Genomic DNA, 15,636 nt, shown 5'->3' with positions numbered 1-15,636 from the left:
AGTTCATCGAGGGATGACGCGCGATACGGAAGTGTTAAATGCCCCGACGCCAGCCTGGCAGCTCGCTGATTGCGGCCAGAGAGCTGTATCTGGAAGTCACCAAGGATCCGAGCGCCCGTCCGCTCGTGGTCGCTTCGTGGCAGCGCTCGATCGAGTACGAGGTGAAGTCGGGCAGCATCAATGCTCCGTACCTCGAGAATGCCAATCTGGACTGCCCGCTCGCGAGGGCGGCGCTGCCGATCGTGGACAGACTGCACGAGCAGCTCGCCGACGACCCGGTGTCCACGATGATCACGGACCGGGACGGCGTGGTGCTGTCCCGCAAGCTTTCCCACGAGGGTCTGACGACACAGCTCAACCGAGTGCAACTGGCCCCGGGCCATGTGTTCGCCGAGCGCTACGTGGGCACCAACGGCATCGGGACCGCGCTCGCCAGCGGCCGTCCGGTCATGATTGCCGGGAGCCAGCACTACGTCGAGGAACTGCGGGACTTCCACTGCGCCGCCGTGCCGATCCTGCATCCCGTCCGGCGCACGCTGCTGGGGGCCTTCAACCTGACCACGGTCCGTCAGGGCTCCGCCGGGATGCTCATGGCCCTGGCCCGCTCCGTCGCGGGTCAGATCGAGGGAGAGATCGCCGCCATCAGTTCGCGGCGGGAGCGGGCCCTGTTCCAGGCCTACATGGACGCGTGCTCCTCGGTGCGCCCGGGACCTGTGCTGGCCCTCAACCGTGAAGTCGTCATGATGAACGAGCAGTTGAGATCAGCCGTGACAGGGCCGGATCACTACGCGCTGCTCGACCACGCACGGGAGATCGCCGCCGACGCCCGGTTCGAAGGGACACGGAGTATCGCCCTCCCTTCCGGACGAGTCGCCGAACTCCGGGTCAGCCGATGCCGGCGCGAGGACAGCGACGCGGGCGCCGTCTTCCGAGTCCGGATCATCGGACGTCCCCAGCCAGGACCCGTCCTTTCCGCCGGCCCCCAACGATCGGGCCTGGGGCTGGTGGGCTCCTCTCCGCAATGGCTCCGCGCGGTCGCCGAAACCGAGACGGCGTTCGCCGCCGGTTCCTGGCTCCATCTCGTGGGCGAAGCCGGTGCCGGCAAGCGGACGCTGGTCCATGCCGTCCACCGAGCCCACAGTGCCGGGCGCCGGCTCGAGATGGTGGAAGCGCCGTTGTCGGAGTCGCCGCACGCCACCGAGCACTGGCTGCGGGATGTCCGCGAGCTGCTGGCCACGCCGTCGACCGTGGTCGTACTGCGCGATGTCCATCTGCTCGGCGATCAGCTGCGCCGGCAGCTGACGAGCCTCCTGACGCGCCCCGCAGGGGCTGCCACCGGGCAACTGATCATGACCAGCCAACCGTCCATGGTCACGACCGACGACGAGCTCGACCGTCTGTGCGGCGCCTCGGTGGAGGTGCCGCCCCTGCGTCATCGCTATGGCGACATCGAGCACCTGATCCGTTTCTTCCTGCTCAAATACCGGCCGAGCGGAGAGAGCAGCTGCTCCCCTGACGCGCTGGCGATGCTGGAGCGCTGCCCCTGGCCGGAGAATGTCCGGCAGCTGGAGTCGGTGATCCGCGGCCTCGCACGGCGCCTGATCGGCGGGATCATCCACATGGACGATCTCCCGCCGGAATGCCGGGTGTCGTCCCGCAAGGTCCTGACCGCCATCGAAGCGCTGGAACGGGATGCCATTCTGCGTGGACTCATGGACCGCAACTCCAACGTCCAGCGCACCGCACAGGACCTCGGCATCTCCCGCGCCACCATGTACCGCAAGATGCGCCGCTACGGGATCGTCCCCTCGAGCCTCACCTAGGACTACAGCCGGTTGTTCACGTGACGTGACGGGGGGTGCCTCGTTGCTCCGTTCGTGGGACTGATGCTGACGCTGGGCGTGGTGCAGACGGGAGAGCTGAACGAGTGCGAGATCCGTTCGTTGGATGGGGAGTTGGAGGCGCTGTGCGCCTCGGTGGACGATGTGTTCGCGCGTCCAGCCTCGCGGGCGAACCTGCGGACTATGGTGCGCGGGCTGCTGAGCGAGGTGCCGCGCAAGAACATGTGGCAGCTGGCGGAGGCGGCCGGGGCACCCCAACCCCGACCGGCTGCAGGGCTTCCTTGCCAAGGCGGCCTGGGACGCCGACGAACTGCGTGACCGGGTGCGCGGCGTCGCGGTCGCCGCCCTGGCCGCCGACGACGCGGTCCTGATTGCGGATGAGACCGGCGATATCAAGAAGGGCACCAAGAGCGTCGGTGTGGCCCGCCAGTACACCGGCACGGCCGGCAGGATCGAGAACGCCCAGGTCAGCGTCCACCTCTCCTACGGCTCCAGCCGGGGACGCACCCTGATCGACCGCGAACTCTACCTCGGCAGGCACTGGGCCGGCACCACCGCCGAGCATGAGCGTCGCTGTGCCGAGCAGGGCATTCCGCCCGAGAGGGCCACCGCGGTGGCGACCAAGCCGGAGCTGGCCCGGCGCATGCTGGAGCGCGCGCTGGAAGCCGACGTGCCCTTCAACCTACTTCCTGGCCGACGAGGCGTACGGGCAGTGCCGCGCGCTGCGCGCCTGGCTGGAAGAGCGCCGGGTGCGCTACGTGCTCGCGGTGCCCAAGGACGAGGTGTTTCCCTCGCCGGACGAGCGCACCCGCCAGGCCCGCGAGCTGTACGCCCTCGTGCCCGAGGAAGCGTTCGAGCGCCGCTCGTGCGCCGATGGCGCCAAAGGCCCTCGCGACTATGACTGGGCCACCGTCCACCTCGCACCCACCGTCCAAGGACGGGAGCGCCACCTGCTGATCCGCCGCTCCACCGTGCTCAACAAGAAGGACAGGAAGACCGGCCAGCTCGTGCGCGAGATCTCCTACTTCCTGTGCCACACCGACCCCGGCGCCACCCTGGCCGCGCTGGTGACGGCCGCCGGGCAGCGCTGGATGGTGGAGGAGTCGTTCCAGGTGGCCAAGGGACAGGTGGGGCTGGACGAGCACGAGGTGCGCAAGTGGTGTTCCTGGTAACGGCACACCACCGTGTGCATGCTCGCCATGGCCTTCATGGTCGCCGTCCGGAGCCGGCTAATACCCCGCCAGCCGCCGGCACCCGGCCTCCGACCGTGAACGAGATCCGCCGCCTGTACGACCGGATCGTCCTCGCCCCCGCCCGCGCCGCTCGGACCTGGCTGGCCATGCACTGGCACCGCTGGCGCACCCGCCACCAGATCCTGGCCCGGACCAGCCACTACCGTGCCCGAGCTGCACGAACTCACTCACCGTGAAACCACCGGCCGTGACACTAGGGCCTGTGCGACGTCGTGATCAATCGAGGGGCCAGGCGGCGAGCTCAGGCAGCGGATCCGTCCACGGCGCAGCCGAGTCTGCTTGGTGCGGGCCCACCTCTGGGGAGCCCCGGCAGGGGCCGCGTCGCCCTCTGGTGCCGCTGCCCGAGAGCAAGCATCATCATGGGCATCCATCCTCGTGGGGTGACGACGCCGAGTGGCTGTCGAGATGCCCGGCACGACTGGGCCTGACGGAGGGCAATTCATAGTCAGTGACGGCGGGAACATCAACTGGGCGAGCATGCTGCGGGCGGACTTCACGATGAACGTCGACTCTCTGCAGCAGTACGCCTACGCCGCCGGCGCCCGCCGAGACGTGTCACTGCAGCGTCATTACCTGCATCAGATAGCCCAGTTGGAGGCGTTGCCCAAGCCGTGGGAAGGCGGTGCCCGCCTCACCGAGGAGGAGTACGCCGCCGCAGTGCGGGTGCGGGCGTGGGTGCTGCATGAGCAGCAGATCGCCGACGATCGGCGATGAACGACGAAGCGAGGGATGAGCGCCCAGGACTGGGCGCTGCGGGAGGCCAAGTTCCGTGCCAAGAAGCGATACCACCGCACACCGGATGGTCAGATGCTGTGTGCGGCGCTGCGTGACGACGGCAGGATCGCCCTCAACAGCGAGATACTGGAACCTGAGGTGGCCGGCCGACTTCGGCAACAGATGCCGCAGTTCGCGCACCTCATCACCTTCTACCTCGACAACCAGGAGGCGGGCCGAGGGTTGCAAGGCGCACCCATCGACCGCACGCCCCTGCCGGGTCCTGCGAGTCCGTCCCCCGAACCACCCATGCCGGACGGTGCACTGGTTACGGCACAGCCCGGTGTTCGCGACGGCACGCCTCGGCGCCCGGCAGCCCCCGCCAAGCGCTGGCCATTGTGGCGTAGGCGCCGCCCCTAGGGGGCCGGTGTGACAGTTCGTCCCCGTGCTGCAGAGGGTGCGGATCCGTCTGCCTGTCGGCCGTCCCCGGCCCCGGCCTGACGCTGTCGCCGCGGACAAGGCCTACTCATCCCGCGCCAACCGCTCTTACCTGCGGAAACGCAACATCAAGGCAGTCATCCCGGAGAAGAAGGACCAGGCTGTCAACCGGAAGAAGAAGGGCAGCCGGGGCGGTCGGCCCACCCGCCACGACGCCGGTCTTTACAAGGAGCGGAACACCGTTGAGCGCCTGATCAACAAGCTGAAGGCCTGGCGGGGCATCGCGACTCGATACGACAAGACGCCCGAGAGCTACCTCGCAGGCCTCCACCTCCGCGCCTCGATGATCTGGATTCAACGACCTGCTGAAGCCAACTGATTGATCGGGACATCACACAGGCCCTAGTGGTGCCAAGCCCGCCCGCCCGTGTTGTGGATGAACCGCTGCAACACCTTGAGGGTGGTCAGGTACTCCTCGTCGGAGATACCCGCGTGCCGTTCCGCCCAGAGCTCGTCCTGAAGGGCCGCGGCCTTGTCGTAGAACGCCCTGCCCTCAGCCGTGATGTACAGGCGTCCCTCGGCATCCTCGGTGAGCCAGCCCTGGGCGATGATCGTATCGATCTCCGACTCCATGGTTTCCGGGCCGACGTCGAGGTAGTTCCGAAGAAGGCGGGACACTTCGTCACGGGTCTTGACGGTGTCGGCGCTTGCCACCTGCGCGAGAGCCCACCACTGCGGTTGGGTGGTGCCGATCCCGGCGAGGGCGGCCCGGGTGCGGGCGATGACGGCCTTATAGGCCGCCCAACTCCAGTAGCCGATGGGCTGCTTGATCAGGTCGGTGTCGCTGTGCGAGTACTCCATGGCCGGGATCCCTGCCGTCGTCTGAGTCGGTTCGACGAGATCGACCGTAAAAACTCAACTGGACTTGAGGTCAAGGACGTACCGGTCGACTCGTCCGAGAGATCGCCTACTCTCTACTCACTCACCGTGAAACCACCGGCTGTAGTACTAGGCTTTCTCGACTCCTGCTCCGCCAGCCGGCCGGCTCGGCCGCTGAGGCGCCGGTAGCTGATGAGAGTTTCGCAGGGCTGTTTGGTCGGGTCCGACCCGGAGCGGATACAGCAGGCTCAGCCTTCGAGTTTGCGCAGATACGTGGCGAACTTCTCCAGGCCGTCGATGTTGCGCGGCCCGCTGATGCCCTCGTTGTAGTCGAGGATGAAGAAGTTGTTCTTCTTCACGGCAGGCAGTTCCTTGGTGTGGGGGGACTTCTTCAGGAAGTCGATCTTCTTCGCGGCAGGCAGGTCACCGTAGTCGAGGATGACGACGACTTCGGGCTCGGCTTTGGCGACGGATTCCCAGTTGACCTGGGTCCAGCGCTGGTCGAGGCCGTCGAAGATGTTCCTGCCGCCGGCCGTCTTGATGATGTCGTTGGGCGGCACCTGGTTGCCGGCGGTGAACGGCTGGTCGGTGCCCGAGTCGTAGAGGAAGACCGGCACCGGGTCGCCCTTCGGCGCCTTGGCCTTGACCGCGTCCACCCGCTTCTTCAGCCCGTCCACGACTTCATCGGCCTTCTGCTCCACCCGGAAGATCTTGCCGAGGCGTTCGAGGTCGGTGTAGAGAGCTTCGAAGGGGGTGACCTTCTCGGGGTACTTGGGGTAGTTGAAGCAGCTCTCGGTGTGCATGAAGCTCTGGATACCGAGCTTGTCCAGGATCGCCGGCGTGATGCCCCGCTCGTCCTTGAAGCCGGAATTCCAGCCCGCGACGACAAAGTCCGACTTGGCCTCGACGACGAGTTCCTTGTTGAGGAGGTCGTCGCTGAGCATCTTCACCTTGGCGTACTCGGATGCCCACGGTGACTCGCTCACCGGCGGGTTCGCGGGCGGCATCACATAACCGTGCACGTGCTCGGTCAGACCCAGGCTGAAGAGCTTGTCCGCGCTGCCGCCCTCGTAGGCGACAGCCCGCTTCGGGACCGTGTACTGGACCGGTTCACCGCAGCGCTTGACGGTGACCTTGTCGGTTGCCCTGGCGTCCGGTTCGACCTCGGCGCCGCAGCCGCTGAGCAGCAGCGTCGCTGCGAGCGCGGATCCGAGGGCGGCCCGTTGCCGCACCGAGCCGAGGGGTCGGGTTGTACGCATGACGTGGAGTTGCCTTTCACAGGGAGGGGTTGAGCGAGTACAGCAGTTGGGGGCCACCTGTCAGCGGGTGGGAAACGATGCTCGCCTTGACGCCGAAGACGTCGTCGACCAGTTCCATGGTGAGGACTTCCTCGGGCGTGCCGGCGGTCACCAGGCGGCCTTGGGAGAGCACGCCGAGGCGGTCGCAGGCGGCCGCGGCGAGGTTGAGGTCGTGCAGGACGACGAGGACGGTGAGGCCCGAGCCGCGCAGGAGGGAGAGCAGTTCCACCTGGTGCCGGACATCAAGGTGATTGGTCGGCTCGTCCAGCACGAGGATCTTCGGCTCCTGGACGAGCGCGCGGGCCAGCAGGACGCGCTGACGTTCCCCGCCGGACAGCGTCAGGACGCCCCGGCGGGCGAGGTGCCTGACGTCGAGCTGGTCCATCGTCCGCTCACACAGTGCCCGCTCGCGGCTGCTGAGCGCCTGGTTGCCGTGGAGGTGAGGTGCACGTCCCAGCGCGATGACCTCCTCGACCGTGAAGTCGAGGTCGACTGAGCCGTCCTGGGTCATGGCCGCAATGGTCTGGGCGCTGCGGCGCATGGTCAGACGGGTCAGGTCGTCCTCGCCCACCCAGATGGTGCCGGAGCTGGGGCGCAGTGCTCGGTACACGCATCGAAGGGCAGTGGACTTGCCGCTTCCGTTCGGACCGACCAGGCCAACCACCTGGCCGTTCCCCACTTCCAGGGACAGGCCGCGTACGAGACTCTTGCCGTCGGTCATCACGGAGAGTTCGTCAAGCTTCAGGTCCATCTCAACGGCCTCCGAACGTATAGCCCTTGCGGCGCATCAGGGCGATGAAGACGGGCACGCCGACAAGTGCGGTGATGACGCCGAGAGGCAGCTCGCGCGGGGCCACCAGCGTTCGGGATACCAGGTCGACCCAGACCATGAAGATCGCGCCGACCAGTGGTGCCACGACGAGCACACGGGCGTGGGTGGCGCCGACGACCATGCGGACCACGTGGGGCATGACCAGTCCGACGAACGCAATGGCGCCGCTGACGGCGACCATGACGCCGGTGACGAGCGAGACGAGCACGAGCAGGCCCTTGCGGTGCCGGTCAGGGCTGATGCCGAGGCTGGCGGCGGTCTCGTCCCCGAGGGCCAGCACGTCGAGAGCCCGCCCGTATCCGTACAGGGCGGCCAGTCCCAGCACCACGACCACGGACACGACGGGCAGCGCGCCCCAGGTCGCAGCGCCGAAGCTGCCCATCGTCCAGTACAGGACCATGCTGGTCGCCTCGCTGTCCGGCGCGAAGTAGATGATGAGGCTCATCACCGCCTGGAAGCCGAGCGACATGGCCACGCCCGTCAGCACGAGACGCAGCGGTGAGAGCGCGCCCCGGCTGGATGAGGCGACGTACACCAGGAACGAGGCGACCAGCGCGCCGATGAACGCGCCGGCGGAGACCGCGTAGATGCCGAGCGCCGCCAGTCCCCCGGTGACCGTGACACCGACAGCGCCGACAGACGCACCCGACGAGACACCGAGGACGAAGGGGTCGGCGAGTGCGTTGCGCACCATGGCCTGAATGGCAACGCCGACCGCGCTCAGGCCGGCCCCCACGAGCGCCGCCAGCAGCACCCGCGGCGTGCGGATCTGCCAGATGATCTGGTACGTCGTGATCTCACCTGATTCGATGCGTCCGCCGCTGAGAGCCGCCCACAGATACCGCGCGGTCTCCCCCGGTGGGATCACGGCGGAGCCCAGACCGATGGCGACGACGACGGAGACGAGGAGGAGGGTGATCAGTGCGGCGCAGGTGACCACCAGGCCCTTTCGGGAGGCGAGCCGGTCCTTCACTCCCCCAGCAGGTTCGGACGGTGTCATCTCGGCCGGCCCGGCCGCACCGGTACCAACCGGCGGTGTGGAGATCGCGGGCGGAGGCATTGAGCCGACCCCTTTGCTTTCGATAATCGGAACCATATTCACCAGCGCATGGCACGCCTCCTCGTGCCGTCCGCCCCGGGCCGGGGCGGACGGCACGAGGCCATGCCCTTACGCGGAGGCCTGCGCGTCGTTCGCCTCGTCCTCGGGTTCCTCATGGCCCGCACGCAGCACCAGGACGGCGGCTCCCAGTGCGGCGACGACGAGGGCACCGAAGACGGCAGCGATGCCCGGGTAGCCGGCGAGACCGAGGCCGGCGCCGCCAAGGGCCGCGCCGACGAAGACTCCGAAGCTCTGGCCCGCGGCATTGAGGCTCAGTGCCGAGCCGCGCAGCGAGTCGCAACGCCGGACGAGGAGGCTGACGGCGCAAGCGGCCACGACGGCGTGACTGGCGGCGTGCAGCGATGTCAGCGCGAGTGCGAGCGGGAGCCAGTGCGTGAAGTAGAAGCCCACGACCGAGGCGAGCGCAGCGAACAGGCCGATTGCCAGCAGGCGTTCGGTGCTGATCCGGGGCCGGTCGGCGTTGGTGAGCCGCCCGGTGAGGAGGTTGCTCACGAAGAACGACGCGCCACTCAGTGTCCAGACGAGGGCGAAGAGGCCGGGGGCGAGTTGGAAGCGGTCGTCGTAGTAGGCGGCCAGGTAGGCGAGGTAGCCCATGAACACCGCTGTGCGCAGCAGGGAGATGAGGAGCAGGGGCACCGCACCGCGAATCGCGCCCAGGGCCTTGAACGACGCGAGGTAGCTCAGGCGTTGCGTGTTCCCGGCCTCGTCGGAGTCCTTGCGTCTGGCCCTTGCACAGAAGACCACCGCCAGGAGAAGCGAGCCCACCGACACCGCGACGAGGTCTCCCTGCCAGCCCCACAACAGCGCCGGGAGGGCCACGACCGGCGCGGCAAGCATCGCGGTCATCGACTGCACCGCGGTGACCAGGGTCGCCGCCCGGCCGGCCGCCTTGCCCGTGCCGAAGCGGTCGGCGGCCGCCGCGGTGAGGGCCGGATTGAGCACGGAGGTACTGGCACCCACCAGCAGGCAGAAGACGGCGAGGAGGATGAAGTCCCCGCTCGCGCCCAGGGCCGCGGAGGCCCCGAGGGCCACCAGTCCGCCCACGGCCGCCCAGTCCTTGCGTACTCGGTCGATGAACGGTGCGAGAGCGGTGCCGACCAACAGGGCGGCGAGACCGCCCAGTCCGCGGAGTCCGCCCATCGCGGCGACGCTGCTCCCGGCTTCCTCCGCGATCGGCACCAGGTAGGTGCTGAAGATGGTGAACGGCAGCAGACCGACCGCCGAGGCCAGCAGGACCGGCCAGAGGGCACGGGCCATCCGCAGGTCGCCCGGCAGCGGCTCCTCGGCCTCCGGAGCCTCGCGATCCACCGCCGGCTCCTTGGCGTCGATGCTCACGCCCCCTCCCCGTTCGCGCTCAGGAACTGGTCGGCGCGGTAGCGGTACATGAGTGTGGGGTCGGCGCTGAACTGCGAGAAGGGGAACGGCTCGGCATTCAGGGCGGTCACTCCGGCGGGCAGGAACGCTCGAGCAACGGCGCTGCCGGTCTGTGCGTAGACGATGAGCGGTACGCCCTGCTCCCGGCAGTGCTGGAGGATGAGGTCGAAGGTGCCGTTGCTCAGGGTCATGCCCGTGGCCACGACGGCGTCGGCCTCCTTCAGCACTTCGGTCATGTCGTCGCTCACCTGCTCGCCCCACTGGGTGGTGCGCAGGTTCAGGTCGCAGGGCAGACAGACGCCGCCCCGCTCGCGTATCGCCGCGACGAGAGGGTTGACCACACCGATGAGCGCCACCTTGGCCCCCGGCTCGATGTCGAGCAGACCGGCGATGGAGGCATCCCGGGCACGGGCACGGATTTCCGGGGTCCCCAAGGGCAGCGTGACGCTCTCGGCCTCGACTGCGTCCCGGTGCGGCTGCACCTGTGACAGGTAGGCGTCGAGGGCGGCGACACGAACGGGGGTCGATGCGTGGCGCAGCAGCGTGTCCAGGGTGTGGCCGGAAGCGTTCTCGCAGAAGTCCGGGGCGAGTTCACCCGCCTCGAAAGAGGAGGCGCCGAAGGACTGACCGACCCGGAGCACGAGGTAGTGGTTGTGGTAGGTGACCGGGCCTCCGGCCAGCCGGGTGGTGTGATACAGCCAGAACGCGCTGGTGACAGCCAAGTCCTTCGGGTCGCGGCCGTACGCGCCGGACAGTACGGCCTCGGTCAGTTCCGCGACTGTCTGCGGCTTGGGGTGTGACATTTCGGTGTCTCTCATCGGGGGTGTCGGTCCGTTTGGGAATGGGGTCCGCCGGAAGCGGAATCAGCGAGGTGCTCGGCTCTCACTCGAAGCCCGGAGGTCGGGCCACGACGTGGTCGACCACGGGTGTCTCAGCTCTTCGAGAGTTGTGATCTCGTGCGGTTTCAGGGTGTCGAAGTCATGGGCTTCCGCGTGCTTGGCATAGGCGCTCTCGACGTAGCGGTGGCCCGTGTCTGCGGCGATGAAGACGTACGTGGGGGAATCGTTCCTGCGGCGCTCCCACTGGGAGGCGAGGTAGGCCGCGCCGGTCGACAGGCCGGCGAAGACTCCGCTGCTCCGCAGGAGTTCGACTGCGCCGGAGAGTGCACAGTCGAAGTTGACCCAGTGGATCCTGTCGTACAGCTCGTGCCGTACGTTCTTGAACTCGATGGCGCTGCCGATCCCGGCGATGATCATGTCCGGGTCGGCGACATGCTCCGAGCCGAAGGTGACGCTGCCGAAGGGCTGGACGCCGACCAGGGACACATCTCTGCCCGCCTCGCGCAGATACGTGGCGATGGCGCCCGTCGAAGCCCCCGAGCCCACACCGCCCACCAGGGCGAGCGGCCCGGCGGGCACCTGCTGATCGATCACTTCGGCGACGTCGCGGTAGCCGTAGTAGTGGATGCTGTCGTGGTACTGCCGCATCCAGTGGTACGACGGGTTCGCCTCCAGGATCTCGGCGATGCGCCGCACCCGGAGTTCCTGGTCCAGGCGCAGGTTCTTCGAGGGCCTGACCTGCTCCAGCGTGACGCCGAGTATCTCCAGCTGCACGCGAAGGGGCCGGTCCACGGTCGTGGACCCCACGATGTGGCACTTCATTCCGTAGCGATGGCAGGCAAGCGCCAATGCCTGTGCGTAGATGCCGCTCGAACTGTCGATGAGTGTGTCACCAGGCTTGACGGCGCCGGTCTCCAAGAGGTGGCGGACCGCCCCCAGGGCCGAATAGATCTTCATGGTCTCGAACCGGAGACAGACCAAGCCCGGTTGCAGGGATATGAGATCGGGCTTCTTGAGTGCTTCTGCTATGTGTTCGTACATTCCTGTCTCCCCGTCAAGCGGCCGCAAGGCGGAGCAGCGTGAACAGGTAGGTCTGGACATTGTCCGTGTCCCGGGTCTGCCGGTGGATGACCTGGGGCGTGAATCCGGACTCGATGGTGCGCTTGATCACGTCCCGCATCTCGGCAGTACGGCTTCGATCCTGCTCGCTCACGCCTCCTCCTCCCCGGACTCGGGCCGACGACCCGGGCCGCAGCATCACACTAAATGAAAATGATTGTCAAGTTCGACTAGCGGGCGAACCGCGACTTGCCCGGAACGCTCCGCTCAGATAGAAACGATTGTCACTTTCAATTGGGTGCGGTGATGCATCCAGGCGCCGACCGGCCCACAGAGCAGAGGAATTACGTGAAGCTGTCCCTGGAGGTCGGGCCGCGACCTCGCCTGCCGCGACATGGACCGACGCGCACGGGAGTGGGGACCGCCTTCGGGACCTTCGGCGAACTGCTGCAGGGCGTACTGCCCGAGAAGGACGGGGACTTCCTGGTGACGCTGCCCGTCGCCCGGTGGACGATGGCCACCTTCCGGCAGGACCCCGACTCCAGCGAACTGCTGGTCCAGCCGCCCGAGAAGACGAAGGCCCACCGACTGGCAAGCATGATCCTCGAGGAGACACCGCAGCCGACAGGGGGGACGTTGACCGTCAGCAGTGTCATCCCGGAGGGGAAGGGACTGGCCAGTTCCTCCGCCGACCTGGTCGCCACCGCGCGAGCTATGGGCCAGGCGCTGGATGTCGAGATGCCCGCCTCTCGGATCGAGCGGCTGCTGGCACGCATCGAACCCACCGATGGCGTGCTCTATCCGGCGATCGTCGCCTTCCACCACCGCACCGTGAGACTGCGAACGGTCCTGGGATCGCTGCCGGCCATGGGGGTGGTGGGAATCGACGAGGGCGGCTCGGTGGACACCGTGGACTTCAACCGCGTCCCCAAGCCGTTCACGGCAGCCGACCGCCGCGAATACGTACGCCTGCTGGACCGCCTCACCGACGCCATCGGCCGGAGGGACCTCGCGGAAGTGGGAAGGATCGCCACCCGAAGCGCCTTGATGAACCAAGCACTTCGTTACAAACGATCCCTGGAGCCCATGTGCGAGATCTGCCGTGACGTCGGTGGGCTGGGAGTGGCCGTCGGGCACAGCGGTACGACCCTCGGAGTCCTGGTGGACGCCGAGGACCCCGCATACACCCACCGCGTCACCGCGGCGGCGCAGGCGTGCTCCGAGCTCGCGGGCCACGTGTCCGTCTACCGGACCCTCAGCTTTCCGAACACCCTCTACGCGGGGCCCGGCCTTCCCGCCCCCGCGTGATCCGGACTCACGGCAGGTCGAAAGGCAGGGTCATTCCGCCGAGCGCGTGAGCAGCCCGGGAATCACACCTCGGGCTCCTGCACAGGATGCTGCTGTGGCCCGTCGAGGACACAGACGAATTCCATTGCGCGGTGGGACCGGCTGGTGGGAACCCCGACCGGGAGGACGCGCTGACAACGTCACTGGACCCTGCGGTCTTCGAGAGGTGCCGCCTTGAGCTGCTCGTCGGTCGTGCGGGGCAGATGGGGAGTGTGATTGACCAGGCGGGCCGAGTTGCCGACGACCGCGATGCTGCTGGTGTTGTGGAGCAGAGCCGCGAAGACGGGGTTCATGGATCCGCCGGCGCCGACGAGCAGACCGACGAGGTTGACCCCGATGGCGAGACCGTAGTTCTGCCGTACGACGCGCAGGGTGTGGCGGCTGAGTTCGACGACGGCGGCGACCTGACGCAGATCATTGCCCGCGAGAGCTATGTCGGCGGTCTCCAGGGCCACGTGCGAGGAGTGCTCCCCCATGCTGATGCCGACGTCGGCCAGGGCGAGGGCGGGGGCGTCGTTGGTGCCGTCGCCGACCATGGCGACGGTGTGCCCTTCGCCCTGCAGGTCGCGGATCAGCTGGAGTTTGCCCTCGGGGAGGGCGTGGGAGTGCACTTCGGTGATGCCGAGGGTGTCGGCGACGACCTGTGCGGTCTCGGGTGCGTCACCGGTGAGCAGGATGAGTCGGGAGACGCCGAGATCTCCGAGTTGCTGGATGACGGTCGCGGCGCCGGAGCGTACGGCGTCGGAGACTCCGAGCAGTCCGATCAGGTCGTCGTCATGGGCGATGCAGATGACGGTTTCGCCGCCTCTTCGGAGCTGTTCGACCCAGCCCTGGGCCTCGTCGGTCAGTTCGACACCGTGCTGGCGGAGAAGGGCGGGGCTGCCCACGAGTAGGCGGGTGCCGTCGAGTTCGGCGCGCATGCCCATGCCGAGGACGACCTCGCAGGCTTGGTGAATGGGCACGTGCAGGTGCTGTTCCTCGCTGCGGGCGACGATGGCCTGGGCGAGCGGGTGCCTCGCGTGGAGCTCTCCGGAGGCGGCCAGGCTGAGCACCTCGTCGGCGGTGAATCGGTTGCTGAGGGTCACGACACTGGTGACCAGGGGGCGCCCGAAGGTGAGCGTGCCGGTCTTGTCGAAGACGACGGCCGTCACGCGGCCGATGCCCTCCAGGTGGGTGCCTCCCTTGATGAGGGTGCCGCGGCGCGCGCCGTTGCCGATGGCGGCGCTGATGGCGGTCGGTGTGGCCAGGCCGGCGGCGCAGGGGCAGGCGATGAGGAGCATGGTCATGGCGCGGCGTGCGTCGCGGGTGAGCACGTACGTCAGCGTGGCCAGGGCGAACGAGACGGGGACGAAGCGCCGGGTGAAGCGGGCGGCCACGGTCTGAATCGGCGCCCGGTCGGCCTGGGCCTCCTCGACCCGGCTGATGATCCGGCCCACGGTGGTGTCCCGGCCCACCGAGGTGGCGCGGACGTTGATCGAGCCGGAGGTGACGATGGTCCCGGCGTAGACGTGGGTGCCTTCCCGGGCATAGACGGGCAGGGCCTCACCGGTGATCGCGGCCTGGTTCACCAGGGCCTCACCGGAGATGACGTGTCCGTCGACGGGGATCCGGTGGTGTTCGTAGACGGCGACGATGTCACCAGGCTCGACGTCTTCGAGTGCGGCCTCCACCTCGACGCCTTCGCGTACGAGCCAAACGCGCTCCTCGCCGATGGTGAGCAGTTCCTCGATGGCGCGCCGGGTGCGCCGCAGGGTCAGGGTCTGAAGGAACTCACCGATGTTCAGCAGCCACAGCACGGTGAGGGCCACGACGTTCTCTCGGAGAAGCAGCGAGATGAGCGTCGCTGCTGTGACCAGAGTGTCCGTTCCCGGATGACTGCGGCCCCTCAACGTGCGCAGGGTGCCACGGAAGAAGGGAAGGCCGGTGAAAACCGTGACCGCGCCGAGGAGTCCGGAGGAGCCGAAGGCGAAACGTGGGCGACCCAGCAGGCGGCGCAGTGCGACGAGTGCGAGGACCGCGCCGCCGACGACCAGCCGTGCGAGCTCACCGGTGGAGGAGTCGGGTGTGGAACGGGTTGGTTTGGCAGGCGCCGACACCGGCGGGGCTTCTTCAAGCGCGGCAACCAGACGGTCGACGTCCAGACGGTCCGGCGCCACCCAGATCACGACGCTTCCGGTGCGGGGGAAGATCCGCAGTGCACGGAACCCACTGATGCCCATCATCCGCTCGTCGACAAGACCGGCGCTGCCCGGGCGGGCGCGCACCCATGGAACGGTCAGCCGTGCACGGCCCGCGGCGACGGAACGTACGACCACGCCGGGCATGATCAGTGCTCGTGTCCGTGATCGTGGTCCTCGACGCTGACCGCGGAGGGGGGCGGTGCCTCTTCGCCGAGCGTGGTCCGCGCCTCGGCGACCACGTCACCGGCCTTGAGTCGTGCCTCCTCGGCGGCCGAGGCCAGCCACCGCCCCGCGACGAGGCCACTCGCTATACCCCCGACGACCGCCTTACGGGCCGCCGATGTGCCGTCGGGGAGACGCTTCGAGGCCCCTCGGATGATCAGGCCGCCCACCACTCCGGAAATCGCGTAGTGAGCCAGACGGCCGGCTGCTGCGCCGGCGAGAGCGACGGGATGCATGGCG

At 68.0% G+C, this 15,636-nt stretch carries 16 protein-coding genes and 2 pseudogenes; 8 read left to right on the top strand and 10 right to left on the bottom strand.

The genetic code is table 11. From position 1 onward, the window contains the following. Positions 1-38: 38 nt before the first annotated feature. The 7 genes and pseudogenes from ACIQ7Q_RS27770 to ACIQ7Q_RS27740 all read left to right on the top strand — a co-directional run. Positions 39-1,823 carry a sigma-54-dependent Fis family transcriptional regulator gene (locus tag ACIQ7Q_RS27770; RefSeq protein ID WP_403867688.1) on the top strand — a complete coding sequence of 595 codons (1,785 nt, stop codon included), beginning with the start codon at positions 39-41 and terminating at the stop codon, positions 1,821-1,823. A gap of 286 nt (positions 1,824-2,109) precedes the next feature. Then, positions 2,110-2,466, top strand: a pseudogene (locus ACIQ7Q_RS27765) (transposase); the annotation flags it as partial. Then, positions 2,405-3,013, top strand: a complete 609-nt coding sequence (locus ACIQ7Q_RS27760; protein WP_403867686.1) for a transposase — start codon at positions 2,405-2,407, stop codon at positions 3,011-3,013. The pseudogene ACIQ7Q_RS27765 and the gene ACIQ7Q_RS27760, both read left to right, overlap by 62 nt. A 95-nt stretch (positions 3,014-3,108) precedes the next feature. Continuing rightward, entirely contained in the window at positions 3,109-3,270 is a 162-nt protein-coding gene (locus ACIQ7Q_RS27755) for a hypothetical protein (protein ID WP_383862624.1), read from the top strand. A 322-nt stretch (positions 3,271-3,592) separates the two neighbouring features. Continuing rightward, positions 3,593-3,808 (top strand): hypothetical protein, encoded by a 216-nt coding sequence (locus ACIQ7Q_RS27750; protein ID WP_403867683.1) that lies wholly within the window; start codon positions 3,593-3,595, stop codon positions 3,806-3,808. A 15-nt stretch (positions 3,809-3,823) separates the two neighbouring features. Continuing rightward, positions 3,824-4,228: a hypothetical protein gene (locus ACIQ7Q_RS27745; protein WP_403867680.1), complete on the top strand. Its 405-nt coding sequence runs from the start codon at positions 3,824-3,826 to the stop codon at positions 4,226-4,228. 13 nt (positions 4,229-4,241) lie between these two features. Next, positions 4,242-4,629: pseudogene (locus ACIQ7Q_RS27740) on the top strand (transposase); the annotation flags it as partial. A 19-nt stretch (positions 4,630-4,648) separates the two neighbouring features. Here the strand turns inward: ACIQ7Q_RS27740 and ACIQ7Q_RS27735 are convergent. From ACIQ7Q_RS27735 to ACIQ7Q_RS27700, 8 genes are all read right to left on the bottom strand, one after another. Further along, complete coding sequence (locus ACIQ7Q_RS27735; RefSeq protein ID WP_403867677.1) at positions 4,649-5,107, bottom strand: MarR family winged helix-turn-helix transcriptional regulator; 459 nt, start codon at positions 5,105-5,107, stop codon at positions 4,649-4,651. A gap of 266 nt (positions 5,108-5,373) precedes the next feature. Beyond that, positions 5,374-6,384 carry an ABC transporter substrate-binding protein gene (locus tag ACIQ7Q_RS27730; RefSeq protein ID WP_403867674.1) on the bottom strand — a complete coding sequence of 337 codons (1,011 nt, stop codon included), beginning with the start codon at positions 6,382-6,384 and terminating at the stop codon, positions 5,374-5,376. Positions 6,385-6,400: 16 nt separating this feature from the next. Beyond that, positions 6,401-7,174, bottom strand: coding sequence for an ABC transporter ATP-binding protein (locus tag ACIQ7Q_RS27725; RefSeq protein WP_403867671.1), 774 nt, complete (start codon positions 7,172-7,174; stop codon positions 6,401-6,403). 1 nt (position 7,175) lies between these two features. Continuing rightward, positions 7,176-8,195: a FecCD family ABC transporter permease gene (locus tag ACIQ7Q_RS27720; protein ID WP_403867756.1), complete on the bottom strand. Its 1,020-nt coding sequence runs from the start codon at positions 8,193-8,195 to the stop codon at positions 7,176-7,178. A gap of 228 nt (positions 8,196-8,423) precedes the next feature. Continuing rightward, on the bottom strand, positions 8,424-9,710 hold the full coding sequence (locus ACIQ7Q_RS27715) for an MFS transporter (protein ID WP_403867667.1): 1,287 nt from the start codon (positions 9,708-9,710) through the stop codon (positions 8,424-8,426). Next, entirely contained in the window at positions 9,707-10,552 is an 846-nt protein-coding gene (locus ACIQ7Q_RS27710; RefSeq protein ID WP_403867664.1) for a Rossmann-like domain-containing protein, read from the bottom strand. Before ACIQ7Q_RS27710 ends, ACIQ7Q_RS27715 begins: the two co-directional genes overlap by 4 nt. 60 nt (positions 10,553-10,612) lie before the next feature. Further along, a complete protein-coding gene (locus ACIQ7Q_RS27705) occupies positions 10,613-11,629 on the bottom strand; it encodes a pyridoxal-phosphate dependent enzyme (protein ID WP_403867661.1) in 1,017 nt (338 codons plus the stop codon). Positions 11,630-11,642: 13 nt separating this feature from the next. Continuing rightward, positions 11,643-11,801 (bottom strand): hypothetical protein, encoded by a 159-nt coding sequence (locus ACIQ7Q_RS27700; RefSeq protein ID WP_403867658.1) that lies wholly within the window; start codon positions 11,799-11,801, stop codon positions 11,643-11,645. A gap of 260 nt (positions 11,802-12,061) precedes the next feature. On the opposite strand from ACIQ7Q_RS27700, the gene ACIQ7Q_RS27695 reads away from it, so the two are divergent. Then, positions 12,062-12,955 carry a kinase gene (locus ACIQ7Q_RS27695; protein WP_403867656.1) on the top strand — a complete coding sequence of 298 codons (894 nt, stop codon included), beginning with the start codon at positions 12,062-12,064 and terminating at the stop codon, positions 12,953-12,955. A 179-nt stretch (positions 12,956-13,134) separates the two neighbouring features. On the opposite strand, the gene ACIQ7Q_RS27690 is transcribed toward ACIQ7Q_RS27695, so the two are convergent. Both ACIQ7Q_RS27690 and ACIQ7Q_RS27685 read right to left on the bottom strand, forming a co-directional pair. Continuing rightward, on the bottom strand, positions 13,135-15,318 hold the full coding sequence (locus tag ACIQ7Q_RS27690; protein WP_403867653.1) for a heavy metal translocating P-type ATPase: 2,184 nt from the start codon (positions 15,316-15,318) through the stop codon (positions 13,135-13,137). Between the two features lie 2 nt (positions 15,319-15,320). Continuing rightward, the gene (locus ACIQ7Q_RS27685; protein WP_403867650.1) at positions 15,321-15,632 is read right to left on the bottom strand and encodes a DUF1490 family protein; all 312 of its coding nucleotides are present in this window, start codon (positions 15,630-15,632) and stop codon (positions 15,321-15,323) included. Between the last annotated feature and the right edge of the window lie 4 nt (positions 15,633-15,636).

This window comes from Streptomyces sp. NPDC096176 (assembly GCF_044763255.1).
Lineage (GTDB): Bacteria > Actinomycetota > Actinomycetes > Streptomycetales > Streptomycetaceae > Streptomyces.
Note: the sequence above shows the minus strand (reverse complement) of the source record. Positions and strands in the feature narration are given on the sequence as shown.

Coding starts and splice junctions, on each gene's coding strand:
- ACIQ7Q_RS27770 (WP_403867688.1), top strand. CDS start 39: ATGCCCCGACGCCAGCCTGGCAGCTCGCTGATTGCGGCCAGAGAGCTG.
- ACIQ7Q_RS27760 (WP_403867686.1), top strand. CDS start 2,405: ATGAGCGTCGCTGTGCCGAGCAGGGCATTCCGCCCGAGAGGGCCACCG.
- ACIQ7Q_RS27750 (WP_403867683.1), top strand. CDS start 3,593: ATGAACGTCGACTCTCTGCAGCAGTACGCCTACGCCGCCGGCGCCCGC.
- ACIQ7Q_RS27745 (WP_403867680.1), top strand. CDS start 3,824: ATGAGCGCCCAGGACTGGGCGCTGCGGGAGGCCAAGTTCCGTGCCAAG.
- ACIQ7Q_RS27735 (WP_403867677.1), bottom strand. CDS start 5,107: ATGGAGTACTCGCACAGCGACACCGACCTGATCAAGCAGCCCATCGGC.
- ACIQ7Q_RS27730 (WP_403867674.1), bottom strand. CDS start 6,384: ATGCGTACAACCCGACCCCTCGGCTCGGTGCGGCAACGGGCCGCCCTC.
- ACIQ7Q_RS27725 (WP_403867671.1), bottom strand. CDS start 7,174: ATGGACCTGAAGCTTGACGAACTCTCCGTGATGACCGACGGCAAGAGT.
- ACIQ7Q_RS27710 (WP_403867664.1), bottom strand. CDS start 10,552: ATGTCACACCCCAAGCCGCAGACAGTCGCGGAACTGACCGAGGCCGTA.
- ACIQ7Q_RS27705 (WP_403867661.1), bottom strand. CDS start 11,629: ATGTACGAACACATAGCAGAAGCACTCAAGAAGCCCGATCTCATATCC.
- ACIQ7Q_RS27690 (WP_403867653.1), bottom strand. CDS start 15,318: ATGCCCGGCGTGGTCGTACGTTCCGTCGCCGCGGGCCGTGCACGGCTG.
- ACIQ7Q_RS27685 (WP_403867650.1), bottom strand. CDS start 15,632: ATGCATCCCGTCGCTCTCGCCGGCGCAGCAGCCGGCCGTCTGGCTCAC.